This is a genomic window from Chelativorans sp. ZYF759, from assembly GCF_012911015.1.
Taxonomy (GTDB): Bacteria; Pseudomonadota; Alphaproteobacteria; order Rhizobiales; family Rhizobiaceae; genus ZYF759.
Window position 1 is genome coordinate 36,835 of record NZ_WVVV01000013.1, and the last position, 23,166, is coordinate 60,000.

The 23,166-nt window shown below is 63.9% G+C and carries 20 protein-coding genes, 1 tRNA gene and 2 rRNA genes (1 of these 23 only partly in view); 7 read left to right on the forward strand and 16 right to left on the reverse strand.

Going from position 1 to position 23,166, the window contains the following annotated elements:
- Positions 1–137 precede the first annotated feature (137 nt).
- Positions 138–1,802, reverse strand: coding sequence for a N,N-dimethylformamidase beta subunit family domain-containing protein (locus tag GRZ55_RS17930; RefSeq protein ID WP_169288335.1), 1,665 nt, complete (start codon positions 1,800–1,802; stop codon positions 138–140).
- A 10-nt stretch (positions 1,803–1,812) separates the two neighbouring features.
- Positions 1,813–2,523 carry a GntR family transcriptional regulator gene (locus GRZ55_RS17935; RefSeq protein ID WP_169288336.1) on the reverse strand — a complete coding sequence of 237 codons (711 nt, stop codon included), beginning with the start codon at positions 2,521–2,523 and terminating at the stop codon, positions 1,813–1,815.
- A 417-nt stretch (positions 2,524–2,940) separates the two neighbouring features.
- Between GRZ55_RS17935 and GRZ55_RS17940 the strand changes: the two genes are divergently transcribed.
- Genes GRZ55_RS17940 through GRZ55_RS17955 form a run of 4 tightly spaced genes read left to right on the forward strand, consistent with a single transcriptional unit; the run spans position 2,941 to position 6,787 of the window.
- Positions 2,941–4,035: an ABC transporter ATP-binding protein gene (locus tag GRZ55_RS17940; protein ID WP_169288337.1), complete on the forward strand. Its 1,095-nt coding sequence runs from the start codon at positions 2,941–2,943 to the stop codon at positions 4,033–4,035.
- Positions 4,035–4,904, forward strand: a complete 870-nt coding sequence (locus GRZ55_RS17945; RefSeq protein WP_169288338.1) for an ABC transporter permease — start codon at positions 4,035–4,037, stop codon at positions 4,902–4,904. The genes GRZ55_RS17940 and GRZ55_RS17945 overlap by 1 nt, the downstream gene beginning before the upstream one ends.
- Positions 4,901–5,704: an ABC transporter permease gene (locus tag GRZ55_RS17950; protein ID WP_169288339.1), complete on the forward strand. Its 804-nt coding sequence runs from the start codon at positions 4,901–4,903 to the stop codon at positions 5,702–5,704. The genes GRZ55_RS17945 and GRZ55_RS17950 overlap by 4 nt, the downstream gene beginning before the upstream one ends.
- A gap of 33 nt (positions 5,705–5,737) precedes the next feature.
- Positions 5,738–6,787: an extracellular solute-binding protein gene (locus tag GRZ55_RS17955; protein ID WP_169288340.1), complete on the forward strand. Its 1,050-nt coding sequence runs from the start codon at positions 5,738–5,740 to the stop codon at positions 6,785–6,787.
- Between the two features lie 83 nt (positions 6,788–6,870).
- On the opposite strand, the gene GRZ55_RS17960 is transcribed toward GRZ55_RS17955, so the two are convergent.
- A complete protein-coding gene (locus tag GRZ55_RS17960) occupies positions 6,871–7,677 on the reverse strand; it encodes a shikimate dehydrogenase (protein WP_169288341.1) in 807 nt (268 codons plus the stop codon).
- Between the two features lie 8 nt (positions 7,678–7,685).
- Complete coding sequence (locus GRZ55_RS17965; protein WP_169288394.1) at positions 7,686–8,306, reverse strand: class II aldolase/adducin family protein; 621 nt, start codon at positions 8,304–8,306, stop codon at positions 7,686–7,688.
- 175 nt (positions 8,307–8,481) lie between these two features.
- On the opposite strand from GRZ55_RS17965, the gene GRZ55_RS17970 reads away from it, so the two are divergent.
- On the forward strand, positions 8,482–9,732 hold the full coding sequence (locus tag GRZ55_RS17970) for a four-carbon acid sugar kinase family protein (RefSeq protein WP_246734851.1): 1,251 nt from the start codon (positions 8,482–8,484) through the stop codon (positions 9,730–9,732).
- Positions 9,733–9,754: 22 nt separating this feature from the next.
- Positions 9,755–10,477 carry a TetR/AcrR family transcriptional regulator gene (locus GRZ55_RS17975; protein WP_169288343.1) on the forward strand — a complete coding sequence of 241 codons (723 nt, stop codon included), beginning with the start codon at positions 9,755–9,757 and terminating at the stop codon, positions 10,475–10,477.
- Positions 10,478–10,487: 10 nt separating this feature from the next.
- Here the strand turns inward: GRZ55_RS17975 and GRZ55_RS17980 are convergent, their stop codons facing one another.
- From GRZ55_RS17980 to GRZ55_RS18015, 8 genes are all read right to left on the reverse strand, one after another.
- On the reverse strand, positions 10,488–11,504 hold the full coding sequence (locus GRZ55_RS17980) for an ABC transporter ATP-binding protein (RefSeq protein ID WP_169288344.1): 1,017 nt from the start codon (positions 11,502–11,504) through the stop codon (positions 10,488–10,490).
- The gene (locus GRZ55_RS17985) at positions 11,497–12,507 is read right to left on the reverse strand and encodes an ABC transporter ATP-binding protein (RefSeq protein ID WP_169288345.1); all 1,011 of its coding nucleotides are present in this window, start codon (positions 12,505–12,507) and stop codon (positions 11,497–11,499) included. Before GRZ55_RS17985 ends, GRZ55_RS17980 begins: the two co-directional genes overlap by 8 nt.
- Entirely contained in the window at positions 12,504–13,355 is an 852-nt protein-coding gene (locus GRZ55_RS17990) for an ABC transporter permease (RefSeq protein ID WP_368856642.1), read from the reverse strand. The genes GRZ55_RS17985 and GRZ55_RS17990 overlap by 4 nt, the downstream gene beginning before the upstream one ends.
- Positions 13,349–14,377 carry an ABC transporter permease gene (locus tag GRZ55_RS17995; RefSeq protein ID WP_169288347.1) on the reverse strand — a complete coding sequence of 343 codons (1,029 nt, stop codon included), beginning with the start codon at positions 14,375–14,377 and terminating at the stop codon, positions 13,349–13,351. The genes GRZ55_RS17990 and GRZ55_RS17995 overlap by 7 nt, the downstream gene beginning before the upstream one ends.
- Before the next feature lie 27 nt (positions 14,378–14,404).
- Complete coding sequence (locus GRZ55_RS18000; protein ID WP_246734852.1) at positions 14,405–15,997, reverse strand: ABC transporter substrate-binding protein; 1,593 nt, start codon at positions 15,995–15,997, stop codon at positions 14,405–14,407.
- A gap of 85 nt (positions 15,998–16,082) precedes the next feature.
- Positions 16,083–17,117 carry a transketolase family protein gene (locus GRZ55_RS18005; RefSeq protein ID WP_210257407.1) on the reverse strand — a complete coding sequence of 345 codons (1,035 nt, stop codon included), beginning with the start codon at positions 17,115–17,117 and terminating at the stop codon, positions 16,083–16,085.
- Positions 17,114–17,995, reverse strand: a complete 882-nt coding sequence (locus GRZ55_RS18010) for a transketolase (RefSeq protein WP_169288348.1) — start codon at positions 17,993–17,995, stop codon at positions 17,114–17,116. Before GRZ55_RS18010 ends, GRZ55_RS18005 begins: the two co-directional genes overlap by 4 nt.
- A gap of 48 nt (positions 17,996–18,043) precedes the next feature.
- Complete coding sequence (locus GRZ55_RS18015) at positions 18,044–19,291, reverse strand: aminotransferase class III-fold pyridoxal phosphate-dependent enzyme (RefSeq protein WP_169288349.1); 1,248 nt, start codon at positions 19,289–19,291, stop codon at positions 18,044–18,046.
- Positions 19,292–19,453: 162 nt separating this feature from the next.
- On the opposite strand from GRZ55_RS18015, the gene GRZ55_RS18020 reads away from it, so the two are divergent.
- Positions 19,454–20,134, forward strand: coding sequence for a GntR family transcriptional regulator (locus GRZ55_RS18020; protein ID WP_169288350.1), 681 nt, complete (start codon positions 19,454–19,456; stop codon positions 20,132–20,134).
- 43 nt (positions 20,135–20,177) lie between these two features.
- On the opposite strand, the gene GRZ55_RS18025 is transcribed toward GRZ55_RS18020, so the two are convergent.
- From GRZ55_RS18025 to GRZ55_RS18040, 4 genes are all read right to left on the reverse strand, one after another.
- The gene (locus tag GRZ55_RS18025) at positions 20,178–21,272 is read right to left on the reverse strand and encodes a hypothetical protein (protein ID WP_169288351.1); all 1,095 of its coding nucleotides are present in this window, start codon (positions 21,270–21,272) and stop codon (positions 20,178–20,180) included.
- A 307-nt stretch (positions 21,273–21,579) separates the two neighbouring features.
- Positions 21,580–21,656: transfer RNA gene (locus GRZ55_RS18030), tRNA-Met, on the reverse strand.
- Between the two features lie 113 nt (positions 21,657–21,769).
- A 5S ribosomal RNA gene (gene rrf, locus GRZ55_RS18035) occupies positions 21,770–21,884 on the reverse strand.
- 77 nt (positions 21,885–21,961) lie between these two features.
- Positions 21,962–23,166 (reverse strand): 23S ribosomal RNA (locus tag GRZ55_RS18040) (it continues 1,606 nt past the right edge of the window).

Here is a 23,166-nt window from a genome sequence, read left to right on the forward strand (position 1 = left end):
CGGACAGGGCCGCGCGGCCTCTCAGGCAGTGGGTGGAGACTAGACGACGCGTTCGCCCGCGTCGTCGTGCAGAAGCAAAAAAATCGGCTTCGAGCTTCCCGGCAGGGTCTTGTTCACTCTCCAGGCAATGGCCGGTCCTATCCCGCCGTGAACCGATCCAGCGCGTTGCGGGTAATCTGTTCCGTGAATGGATCGCCGCGGGTCAGTCCCATGATCCACTCGCAACTTCCCGCCGTCAGCACCTCGCCCTTGCCGCGCTTCATGCCGACGACCATGCCGGATCCGTACTGGAACTTGCGTCGCGCCACGGAGGTCTCCTCCGCGGCGAGTTCGGCAAGACCGTTGAGGTCTCCGTCGCGGACATAGTAGCGCACGCCCTCGCCCTCGTGCTCGTATTCGAACAGCACGGCAGGGCTCATGGCGAGGATGTCGATCTCCTCGGGCACGCCCGGAGCTTCCACCGGATAGGGCAGCCCCTGGCGGAAGGTATAGTCGAGGCCGTCGACCTCGTAGCCGAAGATGCCGGCCTCCGCGCCGAACACGTCGGCGTAGCGGAGATCGGTACCGGAAAACACCCAGTGGTCGGGCCGGTAGACGGTGAAGCCGCGCGACCCACGCGGCGCGAAGCCGCCCCAGCTTCCATACATGCCATGGCAGCCATTGACGCCGACCGTGGACGCGCCCGGCCAGTTGACGCCACCGCTTTCCCAGGATGCGGTCAGGAGGTGCTTGCGTTCCGGATCGTCGCGCACCGGGTCCATCGTCGGCGCCTTGAACTTCCAGCAATGCTGCTGGCGACCATCATCCTCGAGTCTGATCTGCCACAGGAAGTTGCCGCCGAAGCGCGAGAAGCCGCCGCCGCGCTCGACGAAGGTTTCGACCGTCTTGCGCATGTCCCAGGACCAGTACTCGTCATGGCCGACGGTAACGAGACAGGAATAGTCGTCGAGGATTTCGGGACGGTAGTGCAGGTCGGTCTGGGTGATGATATCGAAAGCGTAACCTTCGCGCTCGGCCCAGACCGCGAAATGCCGGTCGAACTGCGCCCAGCCGGCTGCGGCGTAATATTGTCCCCAGCCGCCGGAATAGCCCCACTCCTTGGAAGGGAAGCGCGGCGCGTCGTTCATGTCGGGCAGCGGCGCGACCGTGATGCGGGCAGCGCCCTTGGGCAGCCAGACCATGCCACGCGTCCACGGGCGCTGGAGCGAGAGGATCGGCGAACCTTCGTTCTTGTCGGGTCCCCAGGTGCCGAAATAGTGGTTGGCGCCGCCCCAGTCATTGTAGGCTGTCCAGGTGCCGGTCGCGAGCATGAACAGGATGCGGCCCTTGCGCGTCGAAGACGTGGGACGCACCACGACGAAGTGATGCTGGACGAAACGCTCGCCACCCTTGCGCATGCAGGTCGACACGACGCGGTAGAAGCCCGAACGCTGATCGCGCGGGATTTCCCAGCGGTGCAGCACCGGCCAATCGCAGCCGTCCATATAGGCGGTCTCGGAGGTCTTGGTGAAGCTGCCGGGCAGGCCGAAGGATTCATGCACCATCTCGGGGCGGTGGCCGTCGCGGTAGATCTGGATCGACCACTCGTTCGCCGTGGTCGAGCCCCGGAATTCGACGGTCTCGCCCGGATCGTACGACATGCGGTCCGTGTAGACGAAAACCTCGGCGAGCTCCGGGTCCTCGCGCGGGAACTGGAAACGGTAGTCCGACAGGAAATGCTCGTCGGCATAGCCCTTGCGCACGGCCCATGGCCGCACCGCGTGCGGGCCGATCTCTGGAAAACTGAAGGGTTTCTTTGTCATGATGGTCCGGTCACTCCTGGTTCAGCGCGACGGGTGAAGAAGAAAGGCGGGCCCCGGCCTCAAATTCAAAGGGCTGGGCTTCCATGTGTGTCAGGCGCCGCAGAAGACGGCGCCCGCCCTCGATGAGGTCCAGCCGCACCGCCATGCGCAGCGCATAGGCTTCGCGCTTGCGCAGCGCGCGCAGGATCGCTTCGTGCTGGTGGCCGTCGGGATAATGCGGCAGGGCATCGGGATAGAGTTCGGAGAGCATGGGGCCGACGCGCATCCACAGACGCTCCAGCACCTGGAGCAGCGCCGGCATGCGGGCATGCTCGAAAAGGGCGAAGTGGAACGCGCGGTTGGCCTCCAACGCGGCGCCCCAGGCGCCGACACGCTCCGCGTCAACCAGGGCCGCGTGAGAAGCCTCGAGCCGGGCGATATCGGGGGAGAGCATGTTCGACATGGCGCGTTCGGCCGCCATCGGCTCCAGCTCCAGTCTGATGTCGCGAATGTCGACATACTCAGCCAGCGTGAGACGCCGTACGCGAATATAGAAGCGCGGTTTGATTTCCACGGCGCCGTCGCGCGCCAGCTGAATCAACGCCTCGCGCACCGGCGTTTCCGACGTGCCCATGTCTCTGGCCAACTCGCGCGTCTTCAACCGCTGATGCGGCAACAATTCCGCCCTCATGAGCGCCAGTCGAAGCCGGACGTAAACTTCTTCGGCAAGCAAGGGCCGCATCCTTCCCGCGTAAAAAACGGTGGGAGGCAGCCCGGCGGGTCCTGCTCCCTCAACTCGTGCCTGCTTGGCAATTCGGATATATCAGGCACCCGGATTCGGCGACTGTCAAGGGCCACAAAATCGATTTAATGATACACAATTCGGGAAACTACATGCGGACTTTCTCTCCTGATCGGTCGAGCCACAGGTGCCAGCCACCTCAAGCTGCGAGAAATATCCCCATGTTTCATGGATTTTCCGTTCGATTACTCCCGATGAAGACGCGGTCGCGGCCGCCATGGAGGGAAGCACCGAAACGCACCACATGTCGGAAACTCAAAGATAATCAAATTACTTGAGCTTTCTGATATATCGTGTACCGTCCTGAAACGAGGCGGGCGGCGCTTCAACGACAAGGACGATCAAACGGAGTTTCCCATGCCTCGAGAAGCCTCGCTGCCGACGAATGGCGCGTCGATCGACATTCGCTCGCTCGAGAAGCAGTTCGGCACGGTCCGGGCGGTCGACGACGTGTCGCTGACAGTCCAGGCAGGCGAATTCGTCGCGCTTCTCGGCCCCAGCGGCTCGGGCAAGTCCACGGTGCTAATGAGCATCGCAGGCTTCGAACGCCCGACGGCGGGCCAGATCGTCATTGACGGCCAGGACTGCACCAGGCTTCCCCCCCACAAGCGCAATATCGGGATGGTCTTCCAGCACTACACGCTGTTTCCACATCTCAACGTCGCCGACAATGTCGCCTTTCCCCTAAAGATGCGGGGCGTGCCGAAAGGCGAGCGCCGACGCCAGGCGGAAGCCGCCTTGGAGACCGTGCGTCTCGCGGGCTACGGCGACCGCATGCCCAAGCAGCTGTCGGGGGGCCAGCAGCAGCGCGTGGCCCTTGCCCGCGCCATCGTCTACCGCCCGCGCGTGCTCTTGATGGACGAGCCGCTTTCGGCACTCGACAAGAACCTGCGCGAAGAAATGCAGATCGAGATCAAGCGGCTGCATTCCGAGCTCGGCCTCACGGTCGTCTTCGTCACCCACGACCAGGGGGAGGCGCTGACCATGGCTGACCGGATCGCCATCCTCAAGGCCGGCAAGCTGCAGCAGGTTTCTCCTGCCCGCGAGCTGTACGAGCGGCCCTCCAACCTGTTCGCGGCCAGCTTCATCGGCGAGATGAACATGCTGCCGGTCGACTGGGACGGCAACCGGGCCAGACTGGTCGAGGGAGAAGAGATCATACTGCCGCGCAACGCCAGTATCGCCCCGGTGAAGTCCGGCCGCGCGGTGCTGGCGGTACGCCCGGAACGATTGACATATGGCCGGGCCGGAACCGACGGAACCTGGGCCGCGACCGTGCGCGATGTCGTCTATGCAGGCGCCGGCACGCTGATCATCGCCAATCTCGCCGATGGCACCGAGGTACGCCTGCGCGTGCCGAGCGCCGGCCAGCACCCTGTCAGCCCCGGCGACCGGATCGGCCTGACCTGCCCACCCGAGGCGCTGCTTCTCTACCCGGAGGCAGAAGCCTGATGTCGGCACCCCGCTTTTTCGAGGCCGACGGCCGCAGGATGTCGCGGGCAACGATCCTGCTTCTGATGGGGCCGTTCTTCGCCCTGGTCATCTTCGCCTTCCTCTATCCGCTCGGCAATCTGCTCTCGATTTCCGTGCTCGAACCGCAGCCGACGCTGGAGCACTACCAACGTGTGGTGGAAAACCCGGTCTATGGGCGGGTTCTAATGCGCACGCTCCAGATCGCGCTGCTGGTCGGCCTGCTGTCTCTCGCCCTGTCCCTGCCGGTGGCGGTCCTGATGGCCAATTCGCGCGGTCCCAAGGCAATCCTGCTCACCGCCTGCATCCTTCTGCCGTTCTGGTCCTCGGTGCTCGTGCGCACGGCCGCCTGGGCGATCCTGCTGCAGCGAAACGGCATCATCAATCAATCGCTGCAGTTTGTCGGCATCACCGACGAGCCGATCAGGCTGCTTTACACGCAAGGCGCCGTCGTCATTGCGATGACCCATGTGCTGATGCCCTTCATGGTGCTGCCGATATACGGCGCACTGCGCAACATCCCGGGCGACTATGTGCGCGCGGCGTCCATCTGCGGCGCGGGGCCTCTTCGCAGCTTCTGGGAAGTGACGCTGCCGCTTGCCATGCCCGGCATTCTGGGCGGCTTCATCCTCGTCTTCCTCACCGCGCTCGGCTACTTCATCACCCCCGCGCTGCTGGGCTCGCCGCAGGAAATGATGATCGCCACGCTGATCTCCCAGCAGATGCGCGAAAATCTCGACTGGCCATTCGCCGCTGCCCTGGTCGGCGTGCTCACCCTGATCGTGACCGTCATCACCATCGCTTTCAGCAAGGTATTCCGCTTCGAACGCATGTTGGGAGCTCGCGTATGAACGCCCGTTCCCTGCTTCTGAACGCCTATGTCTATGCGGTGCTGGTGTTCATCCTGCTGCCGATCCTGATCATCCTGCCGATGTCGTTCAGCGAATCGAACTATCTCGCCTTCCCCCCGGAAGGCTTCACGCTGCGGTGGTTCCAGTCCTATTTCGGAGATGCGCGGTGGATGGCGGCGACCTGGTTCAGCGTGCGGATCGCGGTGTTGACCGCCATCACCACCGCCGTGATCGGCACGATGGCAACCTATGCGCTGGTGCGTGGAGCGGGCAACATGGGCACGCTCTTCCAGGCGCTGCTGATCGGGCCGATCGTGGTGCCGCACATTGCGCTGGCAGTGGCGCTGTACCTTTTCTTCCAGAGCACCGGCCTGTCCGGAACGACGCTCGGCTATGTCCTCGCGCACTCGCTGATCGCCATGCCCTTCACCGTCTTCACCGTGGCGGCCGCGCTGTCGAGCGTCGACCCGGCACTGGAGGACGCGGCCATGAGCTGCGGCGCCTCGCGCTTCACCGCGTTTCGGCTCATCACCCTTCCGATGATCCTGCCGAACGTCTTCGCGGGCGGCCTGTTCGCCTTCATCATCTCATTCGACGAACCGGTGATTGCGTTCTTTCTGGCAGGCATCCGCGACAAGACGTTGCCGCGCATGATGTTCGACGACATCGAGCAGAACCTGACACCGGTCATCCCCGCGATCGCGGTCCTTTTGACACTTTTGTCCATCGCCGTCCTTATCGGCGCCGGCCTGCTCAAGCGCATGGCCGACAGGCGCGCGGCGGGGGTTCAGGAATCCTGATGAAAACAGGGGAACTCAGCAAAGGAGGCTGACATGAAAATGAAGACACCTATCCAGGCGATGCTTGGTGCCACGCTGCTTCTCGGCGCATCTGCGCCGGCGATGTCCGACGAGGTCGTCATCGCCACCACCGGCGGTCTCATGCGCAACATGCTCGAAGAGCACATGTACCTGCCCTTCCAGGAACAGACCGGAACCGAAGTCATTCCGTTCGACATCGAGGTTCCCGACCAGTGGGCCCGCACCGAGGGCATGGTGCGCAGCGGCAATATCGAGTTCGACATCGTCACCGCGACCGGGCCGGATCTCGTCGACAAGGCCGACATCCTGCTCGACATCCCCTGCGCCGACATGCCGAACGTGGTCGAATACGCGCTGGATGGGGCCTGCGAAGGCAAGGGCGTGGCACGGACGACCGGCGGCATGGTGCTGACCTACAATTCGGAAGTCTTTGCCGACGAGGCTCCGCAGAACTGGGCGGATTTCTGGGATGTCGAGCGTTTTCCCGGACCGCGCGGCCTGCCCGACACGGGCGATCGCGACTGGTGGCTGCCGGCCGTGGCACTCCTGGCGGATGGCGTCGCCAAGGAAGACCTCTTCCCCATGGACATCGACCGCGCCTATGCAAAGCTGGATGAGATCCGTCCCCATATCGCGGTGTGGTGGAAGACCGGGAACCAGGTTCAGCAGATCATGCGCGACAATGAAGTCGTCATGACCATGGCCTATTCCGGCCGCTCGCTGGCGACGATCAAGGATGGCGCACCCTACGCCATGGCCTGGGACGGCGCGTTGCGCGATACCGGCTACTTCGCCGTGCTCAAGGACTCGCCCAACCCCGAAGGCGCGCTGGCCTTCATCGACTTCTTCTACGGCAATGCAGCCGGACATCCGGAATTCATCCGTGCCGTCGGCTATGCAACGTCCTCGACCGCCGGACTGGCGCAGCTGCCGGAAGACGAGCAGAGCCTGTTCGCCACCTATCCGGCCAATTACGAGCTGCTGGTTGATCCCGACTTCGCCTGGATCGGTGAGAACCGCGACGAATTGCGCGAGCGCTGGACGGCCTGGCTGACCCAGTAATCGCGACGGCACCAAAACAACGACGACGGCCGGCTCGATGAGCCGGCCGTTTTCTTGTGTTGGCGATCAGGCAAGTCCCTGCGTCAGGCCACCAGCCCGAGGAAGCGCGCGACAAGCAGCGGCTGAGGCTGCATCATGGCGATGCCAGGCACGGTGCGACAGCCGATCGCTTCCGCCTCGGCCAGCAGCGGTGTCTTCACTGGCGCCATGATCACTTCGGCCACAGTGGTCGAGGCCACCAGCCGCGCCGGCGACAGCGGCAACGCGTCGCCTTCATGCATGCCGAGCGCGGTGGCGTTGATCACGAGGTCGAACGTCTCGCGCGGCAGCCCGTCTTCGCTGGCGTGGACGTGGATCTCAACAGGCATACCCCGGGCGCGGATTGCGTGCGCCAGTTCCTCCGCCTTCGCCATGTCGCGGTTGACGAGGTGGATCTGCCCTGCCCCCGCGCCGACCAGCGCAAAGGCGATGGCGCGGCCGACGCCGCCGGCCCCGATCTGCAGGATGGATGCGCCGCTGACGGCGACCCCATGCGCGGTGAGCCCGGCCAGAAATCCCTCGCCATCGACGTTGTGGCCCGTGAGGCTGCCGTCTTCATTGCGGCGCACGAAATTGACGGCTCCGATGTCGCGCGCGGCATCGGTCAGCTCGTCGACCAGGTCTGTGGCCACGATCTTGTGCGGTATGGTCACGCCGAACCCCGCGACGTTCTTGAGACGCCGGATCATGGCGAACATGTCCGCGAGATCGGCCGCGCCCACCGACAGTGGCGAGACGGCGATGTCGAGTTCCAGTTCCTCGAACGCGGTGTTGAGAACGTCGGACCCGACGATGTGACCGACAGAATCGGCCAGGATGAACATGATGCGTGTCTTGCCGGTGATGCGCATCGAAGGTCTCAGCGCGGCATCGCGGCGGCGGCATAGGTGCCGTAGCGGGCATGGACCTCTACCAGCTCCTCCTCATCGAGCAGCACAGGCTCGCCGACCTGGCAGGCGAGGATGTATTGCCGCGCGAGCGTCTCCAGCTTGACGGTAAGGTCGAGCGCATGCTGCAGGCTGCGCCCCATCGCGATCATGCCGTGATTGGCCAGGAGGCAGGCAAGATGCCCCTTGATCGCCTCGACGGCGACATCGGCCAGCGCGGCCGAGCCGAAAGGCTCGTAGCGCGAGCAGGGAACGTCGTTGCCGCCGAAACTGGCGATCATGTAGTGGAACGGCGGGATCGGCTTGCGCAGGCAGCTCAGCGCCACGCAGCAATCGGCGTGGGTATGGACCACCGCCTCCGCTTCCGGCCGCGTGCGCAGGATGCCCGTGTGAAAACGCCACTCGCTGGAAGGCTTGCCGCGGCCGCTTACCTCGCCGTCGAGCGAAATGTGGACGATGTCGTCGGGCGTCAGCCAGTCGCCGCGGCCGCCGGTGGGCGTGATCAGCGCTCCCTCGCCGAAGCGCATGCTGACATTGCCGGCACTGCCGTGATTGAGGCCCTTGTCTTCCAGAAAGCGGACGGCCGCGACCATCGCCTCCCGCGCGCTCTTCTCGTTCACAGCGGACCTCCTCCATGCTGGATGATATATCGGAGATTAGTCGAATTGTTGCCCAACGACAATGCGCGTGAAAGAAATCCGCGCTGTGATATGCCCGATTTTGCTGATAGAAAATCGAATTGCTTATCGTTTTTGGGAGACGTTGCAGATGCTGGGCATCGTGGCGGATGATTTCACGGGCGGCCTGATGATCGCCGGCTATATCGAGGGGGCGGGCATTGCCTGCCCGGTGGTATTCGACAAAGGCGAACTCGCCTCGATCGAACCGTCACCGGTTGTCGTGGTGGCGACGCGGACCCGGCTGATACCGGCGGCGGAAGCCGTGGCGGAGGTCGAGGATATTGCCGAGCGTCTCGACGCGGCCGGATGCGATCGGGTCGCCTACAAGGTCTGCGCCAGTTTCGATTCCACCGACGACGGCAATATCGGCCCGGTGGCAGACCTGCTGGCGCGTCGCTACGCACAGTCCCCGATGCTGCTCAGCGCGGGTTTTCCGCGTTTCGGCGCCACGGTGCACCAGGGTTATCTGTTCTATCGGAACCGGCTCGTCTCGGAATCGATCAAGCGCTTCGATCCGCTCACGCCGATGACCGATCCGGATCTCGTGCGGGTGCTGTCGCGGCAGACGCAGGCGAAGGTCGGCCTGCTCCCGCACGCGGCATTGCATGCGGGCATTGATGCCGCACAGGCGGGTCTCGATGCGCTCGCGCACGACGGCGTCGACTACGTGATGGTCGACTGCTCCGACGATTCCGACGCTGAGATGGGCGCACGCCTGGCTTCTGTGATGCGCACCACGATCGGCAGCGATGCCCACATCATCGCCTTCGCCAAGGCAGTGTCCGGCAACGCTCAGGCGAACGCGGCCCCGCTCCCCCCACACGCAACGGGACCCGCGGCGGCAATCGTCGGCAGTGTCGGCCCGGTGGCGATGGCACAACTCGCCGTCTTCGCGCAATCTCATCCCGTCCTCACGATCGATCTGCTCGACGAGCGTCCGGAAGAAGCAATCGTCGCGGAGGCGCTTGGCTGGGCGTCCTCGCACATCGGCGACCAGCCGCTGGGCATCACCACGGCGGCCGCCACCGAGACTGTCGAACAGGCACAGAAGACCCATGGCGCGCTCAACGCGGCGCGCAAGGCCGAGCGGCTGCTGGCCGCCGTCGCAAGAGGTCTGGTCGATCGTGGCGTCAGGCGTCTGGCGGTCGCCGGCGGCGAAACGTCGGGATCGGTGGTCGAGGCGCTGGGCGTGCGGCGCGTGCGGGCCATGCCGGAATCGGAACTGGGCACCGGCTTCTGCGTCGTCGATGCACCGCAGCACCTGTCGCTGTACCTCAAACCGGGTAAACTCGGCGCGGACGACATCCTCCTGCGCGCCATTGAGGCCATGCGCGCATGACAGACAGAAGGAGCAGGCAGAGGTGACGGATTCCCAGGCACCCCGCATGGATTTCTCCTCTTCGCGCCCGATGCGCAAGCGCGGCGTCGAGCGCTACAACATCCTGCTCGACGCCACCGAGCGGCTGTTGGCCGACAATAGCGACGAGGATATTTCCCTGGCGCAGATCGCAGAGGCGGCCGATGTGCCGCTTGCCTCCGTCTACCATTTCTTTCCCAACCGCAATGCCGCCTTCGTGGCGCTGGCCCTGCGCTTCAACGAGGAAATCTACCAGACCTCGATCACGCCACTGACGGACCCCGAGCCACAGACCTGGCAGGAACTGCTGCACATGATCCATGCCCGGGCGGCCGACTTCCAGAACAGCAGGCCGGCGGCGCTGCGTCTGTTCCTCGGCGCCGGCGTCAGCGTCGCGGTCAGGAATGCCGACCTGACCGGCAATGCGCGTATCGCCATGAGCCGCGAGCGTTTCTTTGACGCCTATTTTCACATGCCGATCGTTCCCGATCTCGTCGAGCGGCTGGAGATCGCGGGCGCCAGCATGGACGGCATCTGGGCTCTGTCCTATGGCCGGCACGGCCACATCACCGACCAATATCGCAAGGAGGCGACGGCCTGCGCGATCGACTATCTGCGCCGTTTCCTGCCCGAGTTCCTGCCGCGAAAACCGGTCACCCAGAAGGCGCTCGACCGCATCTTCATTCCGCTCGAGCACATGGCGAACCCGTTTTCCGGCAAATTGTGAAGAGGCTGGCTCAGCCGGTCAGCGGGAAGTGACAGGCCGCCGCGGTGCCGCCTGCCTGAGCCTCCAGCAACGGTTCGCGCTCGGCACACAGCGCCTGGGCACGCGGGCAACGCGTGCGGAAGCGGCAACCGGATGGCGGCGATGCCGGGCTCGGCACGTCGCCCTGCAGCACCTTGCGGGCGCGGGCGCGTTCCTTGCGCGGATCCGCCAGCGGCACCGCTGACAGAAGCGCCTGCGAATAGGGATGGCTCGGCGCGGCATAGAGCAGATCGCGGTCGCCTATCTCGACAATCTTGCCCAGATACATCACCGCAACGCGGTCGCAGAGATGATGCACCACGGACAAATCGTGCGCGATGAACAGGTAGGAGAGGCCGAAACGGTCCTGGAGATCTTTCAGAAGGTTGAGCACACCCGCCTGGATGGAGACGTCCAGCGCTGAAACCGGCTCGTCCAGAATGATCAGGTCGGGGCTAAGCGCCAATGCGCGTGCGATGCCGATGCGCTGGCGCTGGCCGCCGGAAAACTCGTGCGGATAACGGTTGGCGTGGGCGGGATCGAGCTTGACCAGGGCGAGCAATTCGTCGACGCGCGCTCGCTTCTGCTCGGCATTCATGCCGCTCAACCGCAGCGGCTCGGCAATGATGTCGCGCGTCGTCATGCGGGGATGGAGAGAGGCGTGCGGGTCCTGGAACACAAACTGGATGCGCGCGCGCAACGCTCTCATCCGGCGATGATCGAGGCCTGCGATATCGTTGTCATCAAAGAGGATCTGGCCGGACGTCGGCCGCAACAGCCGTGCGACGCAGCGGGCCAAGGTTGATTTGCCACAGCCGGATTCGCCGACAAGACCCAATGTCTCCCCATGCCCGATCTCGAAGCTGACATCGGAGACGGCGCGAACGGCCCCCCTGGCCCGGCCAAACAGCCCGCCGCGGATGGGAAATTCCTTCACGAGATTCCGCACCGCCAGCAAAGGCGGGTCGTCCAGCGACGCTGTGCGAGGGGCGGCAAGCGGATCAAGCATCGTGCACGCTGACCTCTACGGCTTCCCGCATGGCGACAGCTTCCGCGCGGTGGCAGGCGACCGTCGTTGCGCCGATCGGGCGAAGGCCTGGCCGCTCCGCCCGACAGATGTCGAGGGCAAAACCACACCGCGGATGAAAGGCGCAACCGGAAGGCCTGGCGCCGATGGGGGGCGGGGCGCCGGGTATGGCGCGAAGCCTGGCAGCCCGCGCATCCGGCTGCGGCAGGCTGCCCAGCAGACCCTTGGTGTAGGGGTGAAGCGGTTTATCGAAGACATCGTCGACCAAGCCGCGTTCCACGACACGGCCGCAATACATGATCGACAGGCCACGGGCCGCGCCTGCCACCACCCCAAGGTCGTGGGTGACCAGCACGATGCCCACACCCTTGTCCTGGCGCAGCCTTTCCAGCAGTTCCATGATCTGGGCCTGGATGGTGACGTCGAGCGCCGTGGTCGGCTCGTCGGCAATCAGAAGCTCCGGCTCGTTGGCCATCGCCATGGCAATCACGGCGCGCTGCCGCATGCCGCCGGAAAACTCGTGCGGGTATTGGCTGGCGCGCTCCTCGGGCATGGGTATCGAGACCAGGCGAAGCAGTTCGACCGCCCGCTCGCGTGCCTGCGATCTGCCGACCTGCGGCTTGTGGAGACGTACCGCTTCGGCGATCTGGGCGCCGACCGTCATGAGCGGATTGAGCGCGGTCATGGGATCCTGGAAGATGTAGCCTATGCGCCGGCCGCGAACCTTGCGCATCTGCCGCTCGCTGAGGCCGACAAGTTCCTGGCCATCCAGCCTGATCGATCCGGAAACCCGGGCACCGGGCGACAGGAGCCCCATCACCGCCAGCATGGTCACGCTCTTGCCGGAACCGGACTCGCCGACCACGCCATGCAGCTCGCCCGCATTCACGGTGAGATCGACCCCGCTGACCGCCTCGAACGGATCGCCGCGGCGGTTGGCGAAGGAGACGCTGAGATCCCGTATCTGGAGCAACGGCACCGTCATTTCGACCTCGGGTCGAGAAAGTCGCGCAGGCCGTCGCCGAGGAAGTTGAAGCCCAGAACGATCGACAGGATCGCGATGCCGGGACCGGCGGCAATCCACCAGCGGTAGAAATGCAGCGCGCCGTCCGAGATCATCTGACCCCATTCCGGCGTCGGAGGCGCGGCGCCCAGCCCGATGAAGGACAGGCTGGCGACGAGGAGAACCACCTGTCCGAAATCCATCGTGGCATTGACGATGATCGGGCTCCAGCACAGCGGCAGGATGTGCTTGACCAGAACACGGGGCCTTGTCGCACCCGACGCCACCGCTGCCTCCACATGTTCGCGCTCGCGCACGGTCAGCACCTGCGCGCGCATCAGCCGCGCATAGATCGGCCACCACACGATCACCATCGCGATCGCGGCATTGCCGAGACCGGGCCCAAGGGCGGCCGTCACCGCCATGGCGAGCAGGATCGGCGGGAAGGAAAGCGTCACGTCGACCAGGCGCATGATGATGCTGTCGACGATACCGCCGACGAAACCCGCGATGGCCCCCAGCGTGCAACCGATCAGCACGGCGCAGAAGATCACCATGCCGGCGATGGGCAGCGAGTAGCGCACGCCATAGAGCGTGCGGGTGAAAACGTCCCGGCCAAGCGCATCCGTGCCCAGCCAATGTTCCGCATTGGGAGGCTGGAACCGCATTCCGGCGAGCATCGTCGGCTCGTAAGGTGCCCACAGCGGGATCGTGAGCCCCACCACGATCCAGTAGAGAAGGATGACACCGCCGAGCATGACCGGAAGTGTCGCCCATTGCGGCAGGCCGGCGCGGTGCTTCCTGTTGCCCGACGCGGTGAGGCTCATGATCCCTCCTGCCGCGAGAGCTTCACCCGCGGATCGACCAGCGCATAGGCAATGTCCGTCAAGAGGTTGGTGATGAGGAAGGCCGCCCCGCCGATGATGGTCACGCCTACGATGGCCGGGTTATCGAGCCCGCGGGCGGCGGCAACCGCATAGGAACCGATGCCCGGCCACGAGAAGATCGTCTCCGTGAGGATGGCGCCGGTGATGAGATAGGCAAAGGAGAAACCGAGGATCGTCAGTGTCGGCAGCATGGCGTTGCGCAGCGCGTGGTTGATGAGCACGCGCAACGGACCGGCTCCCTTGGCACGCGCCGCCAGTATGTATTCCTGGCTGAGCACGTCGAGCATCGAAGCGCGCACCATGCGCGAGACGATGCCGGTAACGGTCCAGCCGAGCACGCTGGCCGGCAGGATCAGGTGCATCAGCACGCTGCGGAAGCCGGCCCAGTCGCCGGCCACCAGCGTGTCGATGGTGTAGAAGCCGGTGACGAATGGCGGCGCGACGGCGCGGCTGTCGATGCGGCCGGGGCCCGGCAGCCAGCCGAGCTGCACGGAGAAGATGAAGAGCACGACAAGCCCCGTCCAGAACACCGGGGCAGACGCCCCGATAAGCGCGAAGAAGCGAGCGATATTGTCGATGGGGCCGTCACGGAAGCGCGCGGCGAGCACGCCCAGGACGACGCCGAAGATCGTGCCCAGCAGCATGGCCGAGATGACGAGTTCCAGGGTTGCGGGCAGTCGGACCATCAGGTCGTGGGCAACGGGCTGACGCGTGCGAAACGACGTACCCATGTCTCCCTGGAGCAGATTGCCGAGATAGATGACGTAGCGTTCGGGCAGCGAACGATCGAGACCCCATCGCGCGCGTGCAGCCTCGACGACCGCCGGGTTGTTCATCTGCCGTTCGCCGATGATCGACGTGAGCGGGTCGGCGGCGGTGAAGTGTGTCAGCAGGAATGCGACCGTGATCACGCCGAGCAGCAACAGAGGCATCGCGATGAGACGCCGGACGATATAGGTCGACATCGCGATGCCCTTCTGTCGGTCGCACGCTTACTTGCGGCTGAGTTCCGCCAGCGGCAGGTTGCAGCAGGCGCTGTAGCGTACGCCTTCGATCTCGTTACGATAAGCCAGAATGAGATTCGGGCTGACCACCGGGACGATGATGCGGTCCTTGATCATCTCCAGCGCGATCTCGTGATATAGCTCGTTCATCCTGTCGCCCGAGGCCGCGAGTGCCTGCTCGAAGAGCTCGACCTGGCGCTGGTTGACCAGGTCAACCTTGCCCTGCCCGCTTGCCCGGCGCTCCCAGAAAGTGTCGGGCAGCATGCCGAAGAACTGCACGTACTGGGCCGAACCGTAATAGTCCGGCGCGTAGAAACGTGCGCTGAACGGAATGCCGGGATTGGCCGTCTGCTCACGCCACACCGCCGAGGCGACGGGCTGGATGTTGATCGCGACGTTGATGCGCGCCAGATCCTGCTGCAGCTTCTGCATCAGCAGCGTCAGGTCCACGCCGTAGACATTGAGGGAGGCAACCGTGATGTCGAGCGTGAATCCGTCCTCGAGCCCCTTCGAAGCGAGGATTTCACGCGCCTTGTCGAGGTTTTCCTCGGGCATCGGCAGCCCGTCCGTGCCGGGGAACCCGTTCGGGATCGGCGAAGCCTGCAACGCGCCCTCGCCCCCGACCGTGAAGTCGATCGCGCCCTGGTAGTCGATGGCATAGGCCATTGCCTGACGCACTTCGAGATCGAGAAGCTCGGCCCCCTGCGCGCCGGGCGAGAACATCACGTAGATGAAATTGTAGGACGGCACCGTCTCGATCGTGATGTCGGGCGAACTGATCGTGGAGGCCGTATCCGGATCGACCTGCATGGCGATGTCGGCACTGCCGCTCTGCAGCATCTGCGCCTGTGACACCGCGTCGGCAACCTGATCGATCACGATTTCCGAGATGGCCGGCGCTTCGCCCCAGTAGTTCTCGTTGACGCGGAACCGGAGCTCATCGTCAGGGCGATAGGTGTCGAGGACATAGGGGCCGCTTCCGGCCGAGTTTGCCAGGAACCAGGTCTCGGCCTGATCGGCGGAGGCCGCATCCTCCCCGGCGATCGCCCCGTTCTCCGTGGCCACATCGCTGTTGATGATGCCGGCATAGGGGGCGGCAAGGATTCCGATGAACTCGGAATTCGGGCTTTCCATGTTGACCACGACCGTCTTGTCGTCCGGCGTATCGATGGAGACCAGGCCGTTCATCATGAAGGATGGGTCGGCCTGGACGTTCTTCAGCCGCTCGAAGGTCCATTTGACGTCCTTGGCTTCGACCGGTGACCCGTCCGAAAAGACGGCGTCGGGGTGAAGCGTGAAGGTGAACTGGGTCTGATCCTCGTTCGCCGTCCATTCGGTGGCGAGAAGCGGCTCGATGGACCTGTCGTCAGCGGCCAGTCGCACGAGGCCCTGATAGGTCGAACTCAAATAGATCTGGCAGGTATCGCAGAAAGCCCGGTGCGGATCGAGCGAGTTGATCTCAAGGTTGCGCGCGATGACGAGTGGCTGGTCTTGCGCGATGGCCACGCCGGGCATTGCGGCTGCCGCGAGCAGGGCGGCGCCTGTCCCGGCAAGAATCAGGCTGCGTAGGTGTGATTTCATGACGTTCTCCCATTGCATCATTCAGTGAGTGGATGGGTTCGCCTCGAGTGTTCTTGCTCTCGTTGGAGACGACCCGTCACCGCTTCTAGTTGATCCTGTCCAGCAGCTCCCTTGCGGTCTCCGTCACGCCATCGGCGTCGAGCCGGTAATGCGCATAGAGCGCCGCCGGCGGCCCGATCAGCGAGAACTCGTCCAGGATTCCGTGGCGGCGAAACGGCAGCCTTTGCTCGTCGACGAGAACTTCGACGACGGCGGAGCCAAGTCCGCCGACGATGTTGTGCTCTTCCACCGTGAGGATGGCGCGTGTCTCGCGCGCGGCCGCGCGGATTGCGTCGGCATCGAGCGGCTTGATCGTGTGCATGTCGAGGACGCGAACGCTCTTGCCATCGCCGGCCAGCCGGTCGGCGGCCGCCAGCGATGCATGGACCTGCGAACCGGTGGCGATGATCGTCAGGTCGCTGCCATCACGCAGCTTTGCTGCCTTGCCGAAGGCGAAGTCCGCCGGGACCTCCTCATAGACTTCCGCGTCGCGACCACGGCCGAGGCGAATATACATCGCGCCGGGATGGTCCACGGAAGCACGCAGGATCGCGCGCAGCTGGTTGGCGTCGGCCGCGCAAACCACCGTCAGATCCGCGATGCTGCGCATCATGCCCAGATCTTCGGTTGAATGGTGGCTGGTGCCGTAGAAGCCCATCGAGATGCCGGAATGGTGCCCGATGATGCGCACCGGCATCCGAGGGTAGGCGCAGTCTGTCTTGATCGCCTCGGCCCCGAGAATGGCGGCGAAGGAGGCGAAGGTGGCCACGTAGGGTACCATGCCGCAGGACGCCATGCCGGCGGCTGCCGTGATCATGTTGCGCTCCGCGATTCCGAAATCGATGAAGCGCGCGGGATGCCGGTTGGCGAAGTCGCGCGTCCGGCTCGAATTTGCGAGGTCGGCGGTCGCCACCACGATGCGCGGATCGGTCTCGGCCAGGTCAGCGAGTTCGTCACCCAAAATGAAGGCCGGCATCGACTTTGCGGGCGTACCGCGCACCGACTTGGCATCCTTGAGGCGCAGTTCGGTGTCGTCGCCGCGAAAGAGCGTGCTCTGGTCCTGTCCTGCCGCGCCCATCATGCCTTCTCCGTCTCGAGAGGCTGCAGCCCCGCTTCGATCTCCGACCAGGCGTCGTCATAGTCGGCGCCGACCAGGTTGCCGACATGCCAGTCGAGCGACAGCTCCATGTACTTCACGCCGCGGCCCTTGACCGTGTCGGCGATGATCATCTGGGGCTTGCCCTCGCCCGCCGGCTTGAGCGCAGCGAGCGTCGCCAGGACAGTCGGCATATCGTGTCCGTCAATGCGCCTGACATCCCAGCCGAACGACGTGAAGCGGTCGACGAGCGGCTCCACCGACATGACTTTTTCGGTCGGTCCGTCGATCGACAGCTGGTTGCGGTCGACAATGCCGACCAGACCCTGCAGCTTGAAATGGCCGGCCGCCATGGCCGCTTCCCAGATCTGGCCTTCGTTGAGTTCGCCGTCGCCCAGCATGCAATAGGTGCGGTAGTCGCGCCCCGCCATGCGGCCGGCCAGCGCCATGCCGAGCGCGACGGACAGGCCATGTCCGAGAGAGCCGGACGAGAAATCAATGCCCGGGATCTTCTTCATGTCCGGATGGTCGCCGAACGCGCTGCCCAGCCGCGTGAAATCATCGAGCTTGGATGGCGGGTAGAAGCCGAGATCGGCCAGGACGGGATAGAGCCCGATGGCCGCATGCCCCTTGCTGAGAACGAAGCGGTCGCGGTCTTCCCATTGGGGATTGGCCGGATCGATGCGCAAATGAGCGTAATAGAGCGCGGCCAGCAATTCGGCCGCCGAGAAGGTGCTGGAATAGTGACCGGCGCCCGCGATGCGGGTCAGGCGAAGCGTCTCCAGACGGATGAACTTGGCGCGGTCCGCCAAATGGGCCTCGGAGAAATTTCGACGATCGGCGGATTGCGATGCGGCACTCACGAGACGGCACCTCCCATTGGATACATGATATATCGAACGCACTCGCGGTCAACCGGCTTTTGCGGTGACCCCGTCATAAGCGCGAGCGACCGCGCCAAAGACCTCATCCGTGATCTGCAGCGTCTCGTCGATCACCGCCTTCGTATGCGCCGTCGACAGGAACATCGTGTGCGTGGGGTGGAAATAGACGCCGCGCTGCAGCGCCTCGAGGCAGAAACGGTTGCCGAGACTGCGGTCTTCATCGCCATCGAACAGCAGCACAGGCATCTGCACGGGGCCGCTCTGGCGCAGGGGCAGACCATATTTGCGCGCCTGGGCCTGCAGCCCGTCCCGCAGACGCTGACCGGAGGACGTCATCTGCCCGACGCCGTCGGTGTCGCGCAGCTTGGTGATCGTTGCGATCGATGCGGCCATGGCAACGCCGGCGGTCCAGAACGAACCCGTCGTGAAGATGGATTTTGCCCCTTCGCGAAAGCGATCATTGCCGGTCACCGCCGCCAGCGCGCGGCCATTGGCGATCGCCTTGCTCCAGGCGGAGAGATCCGGCTTGACGCCGACCAGGTCCCAGCTGCCGCCCATGGCAAGGCGGAAGCCCGCGCGCACATCGTCGACGACAAGCGCCGCATCGGCAGCATCGCAGATCCGGCGCGCGGCCTGGGCGAATTCGCGCGTCGGCAGCACATGCTCCTTGCCGAGATCGTGCTTGAAGGCCGACACGATGACGGCAGCGAGATCGCCCTTGACGGATTCCGCCGCGGCCTCGAGACTCGCCGCGTCATTGAAGTCGTAGGGCACAAGATGGGCCCGGTCCTCCTCGGTGACGCCCGCCACGGACGGCGTGCACCAGGGGATGGCACCGTGATAGGCACCCCGCGCAACAAGCACTTTTCGGCGCCCCGTGCCGGCGCGCGCGATGGTCACGCAGGCGGTTGTCGCGTCGGTGCCGTTCTTGGAGAACATCGCCCAGTCGGCGTGGGAAACGGTGTCGACCACCAGTTCGGCGAGTTCGACGAGTCGCGGGGTCGGCCCGTTCAGTCCGTCACCTTCGGCGCGCTGGCGCGCCGCCGCCTCCTCGACGTCGCGATCGCCATAGCCCAGGATCATCGGGCCCCAGGCGCACATGTAATCGATATAGCTGCGGCCATCGGCATCCCAAGTGCGGCATCCCTCGCCCCGCGAAAAATATTGCGGGTAACCTGCCGGCACGCGCGTGGCGCTCTGATGGCCCCACATGCCTCCGGGGATGACCTTGGCTGCCCGCGCCCGCAACGCTGCGTCGATTGTCTGCTGATCCATGTTTCCTACCCAGCATGATGTTTGCCGCTTTTTGATATATCATGTATCCACGATGGGCAAGCGACTTGCTGGATGGCCCTGTGGACCAAGATGCTGGACCTTGCGAAAGCCGCAGTGGTACGTACCGACTGAACGGCGAAACCGCGCTGGAGTTCAAGATAGATGCATGGCCTGACCGATGTGCATTCGAAAAGCCTGTCTGCGCAGATCTACGCGCAGTTGAAGCACCAGCTCATGGCCGCAAGATTGCAGCCGGGCGACAGGCTGAAGATCAGAGATCTGGCGCGGACGCTGGGAACCAGCGAGACCCCCGTGCGCGAGGCCCTGCTCCAGCTTGTCCGCAATGGCGCGCTGGAGATGAAACCGGGCTACTACATTCGCGTCCGCCGGCTGACCTTGCGGGAATATATGGAGCTGCGGGAAATAAGGCTGCTGCTGGAACCGCACGCGGCCGCCAAGGCGTTGCCCAACGTAGACGACGCCTTCATCGCCGAGCTGGAGCAGCTGCACGAGGCCCTGATCCGCGCCGAACTGGAGAAGGACTACCCGGCGGCATTGCTGGCCAACTACGAGTTCCACTTCTCGGTCTATCGCAGGTCCGAGATGCCCCAGCTCATCGATATTCTGGAGCGGCTCTGGGTGCAGATCGGGCCTCTGCTCAATCTCCTCTACCCGTTCGGCCACCCGAGCTATGACGGTCCGCACCAGCATCTCAACGTGCTGAACGCGCTGAGGGCACGCGATGCCCAGGCACTCGCCGACGCTTTCAGGGACGACCTGATCGAGGGCGGGCGCAGTTTCGTGCGTTACCTGGAGAGCATCGACGAGGAGCCTTCAAGCTAGGCCGCCAAGCTAGGCCGCACCGACACGGCCTGCTGCTACGGCATCAGAACGCAGTGCCCAGCATCTGATTGAGTACGGCTTCGGCAATGCCCTTGCCTGACCAGGTGGCCAGCGGAAGAGCAAGATACAACAACGCACGCCAGAGGCCCGGTATGGCCAGCGGCAAGAGGGGAGCCTGACCCAGCCTGTCGCGCAGGGCAAGCAGAGCCTCCAGCCGGTCGGCCGACGCGGTATTGCGCTCCAGTTCACCCCAGACAAGTGAGATTTCGGCGTCGATGCGCGCCAGCGCCTGATCGCGCGCCAGGCGCATTCGCCCGGCGAGGCCCCGCAGCGGCAACCATACCGCCGCAAGCGCCAAGGCCAGAGTGGCAACCGGCCCGATGAGCGTGCTGCCGCTCCAGACAGGCGTGGTCAGCAGGGTCAGCGGATAGGCCGCCAACAGGCTCGTGATGAGCAGCATCGGTCGAAGGGCGGCCTGCACGAAGGGATAGAGCCGCTGCGGCGCAAAGGGTTCTACCATCGTTGCCTGGGCGCCCAGGGCGGCGAAGAGCTGCGCGTTGGTGACCAGAACCGCGCCGGTCTGGAACATCAGCAGCCACAGAATCACCGTCGCCACGGCAAAGCCGTTCACCAGACCAGAATCGTTGCCCAGTCCCCCTCCATACCATGCATGGATAAGACCGAGACCGGCGCCGATGCCCGCATAAAGGAGCGTGCTCTTGCCATCCAGCCGACATATCAGCGCGGCCCGCAACCGGCCCTGCTCGGCTGCATCGAGCGTCAATTCGTTCTCCAGCGAATCAAGATCTCGCTGTGCGGCAAGCGGAATGAGACCGGCGAACTCCAGCAGGAGAGCCAGCGTGACCGCAAAGAACAATGCCTCGCCTATTGCGGTCGTATTCGGGTTGGCCAGAACCGCGCCGAGACCGCCGGGGTGCTCCGTCGCAAGAAGAATGGCCAGAACCGCCAGCATCAGCACCGGCCCGACGCGACCTACGCCACCAACCGCGCATTGCAGCCGCACCGGCCAGAAGAGCGGCGCTTCTGCACGCGCGGCGTGCTCGCGCAGCTCGATCTCAGCGCGCTGCAACTCCTTTGACTGCGGCTCAGGGGCCGCCCCGGGTGAATCGGCCTTCATCGCTGTCATCGATCTGCTGGTTCGCCCCATACAACCGACATTGCCCGCGCGGTTTGCCTCGACGGTTTCGTCTTTCCCCAATACGCGTCAAGGATCAAGCGAAGAACAGATCGAAGAGGCGGGTCGGCTCCCAGCACTGCGTGGGAACACGTGTCCCTTTCTGGCCATGCCAAGGCGGGTGATCGCGGCCGCGGACGAAAGGAAACCACAGGCAATCGGATCGAGCACCAGCCGAGCAAGCTGCGGGCAAAAAAAAGCCCGCCAGCCGGAAGGCTTTGCGAGCTTTTTGTCATGCTGATGGTTTTTTTGGTTGCGGGGGCAGGATTTGAACCTGCGACCTTCAGGTTATGAGCCTGACGAGCTACCGGGCTGCTCCACCCCGCGCCAACTCCGGATGCCAATGACACCGAAGAAAACAAAAGCGCCAGCATGCTGGCGCGTTTGCTCCGCATGGGAGCCATGTAAAGAGAAGATAATGAGACACATGCGCTTGGCAGACCTGGCAGCGACCTACTCTCCCGCGTCTTAAGACGAAGTACCATCGGCGCTGGGGCGATTCACGGCCGAGTTCGGAATGGGATCGGGTGTAGACACCCCGCCATAACCACCAGGTCGGCAAAACGCATGCGCTCATTCGAGAAGCTGTTGTCTTTACTGCCCGCCGATTATGGCGGGTACAGGCAATGTGAACGATCAAGCCGATCGAGCTATTAGTACCGGTAAGCTTCGCACATTACTGCGCTTCCACACCCGGCCTATCAACGTGGTCGTCTTCCACGGCTCTCAAGGGAATACTCGTTTTCAGGCTGGTTTCCCGCTTAGATGCCTTCAGCGGTTATCCATTCCGTATATAGCTACCCTGCTATGCGGCTGGCGCCACAACAGGTCCACCAGAGATACGTCCATCCCGGTCCTCTCGTACTAGGGACAGATCCTGTCAATATTCCTACACCCACGGCAGATAGGGACCGAACTGTCTCACGACGTTCTGAACCCAACTCACGTACCGCTTTAAATGGCGAACAGCCATACCCTTGGGACCTGCTCCAGCCCCAGGATGCGATGAGTCGACATCGAGGTGCCAAACAACCCCGTCGATATGGACTCTTGGGGGTCATCAGCCTGTTATCCCCGGCGTACCTTTTATCCGTTGAGCGATGGCCCTTCCACGCGGGACCACCGGATCACTATGACCGACTTTCGTCTCTGCTCGACTTGTCAGTCTCGCAGTCAGGCAGGCTTATGCCATTGCACTCAACGAGCGATTTCCGACCGCTCTGAGCCCACCATCGCGCGCCTCCGTTACTCTTTAGGAGGCGACCGCCCCAGTCAAACTACCCACCATACACTGTCCCGGACCCGGATGACGGGCCGCGGTTAGACATCCATATAGGTAAGGGTGGTATTTCAAGGATGACTCCACCCGAGCTGGCGCCCGGGTTTCAAAGTCTACCACCTATCCTACACATGCCGACACGAATGCCAGTGTAAAGCTATAGTAAAGGTGCACGGGGTCTTTCCGTCTAACCGCAGGAACCCCGCATCTTCACGGGGAATTCAATTTCACTGAGTCTCTGCTGGAGACAGCGGGGAAGTCGTTACGCCATTCGTGCAGGTCGGAACTTACCCGACAAGGAATTTCGCTACCTTAGGACCGTTATAGTTACGGCCGCCGTTTACCGGGGCTTCGATTCAAAGCTTGCACCTCTCCTCTTAACCTTCCGGCACCGGGCAGGCGTCAGGCCCTATACGTCGTCTTGCGACTTCGCAGAGCCCTGTGTTTTTGATAAACAGTCGCTACCCCCTGGTCTGTGCCACCCCCCACCACTTGCGTAATGAGGGGTCACGCTTCTTCCGAAGTTACGCGTGCAATTTGCCGAGTTCCTTCAGCAGA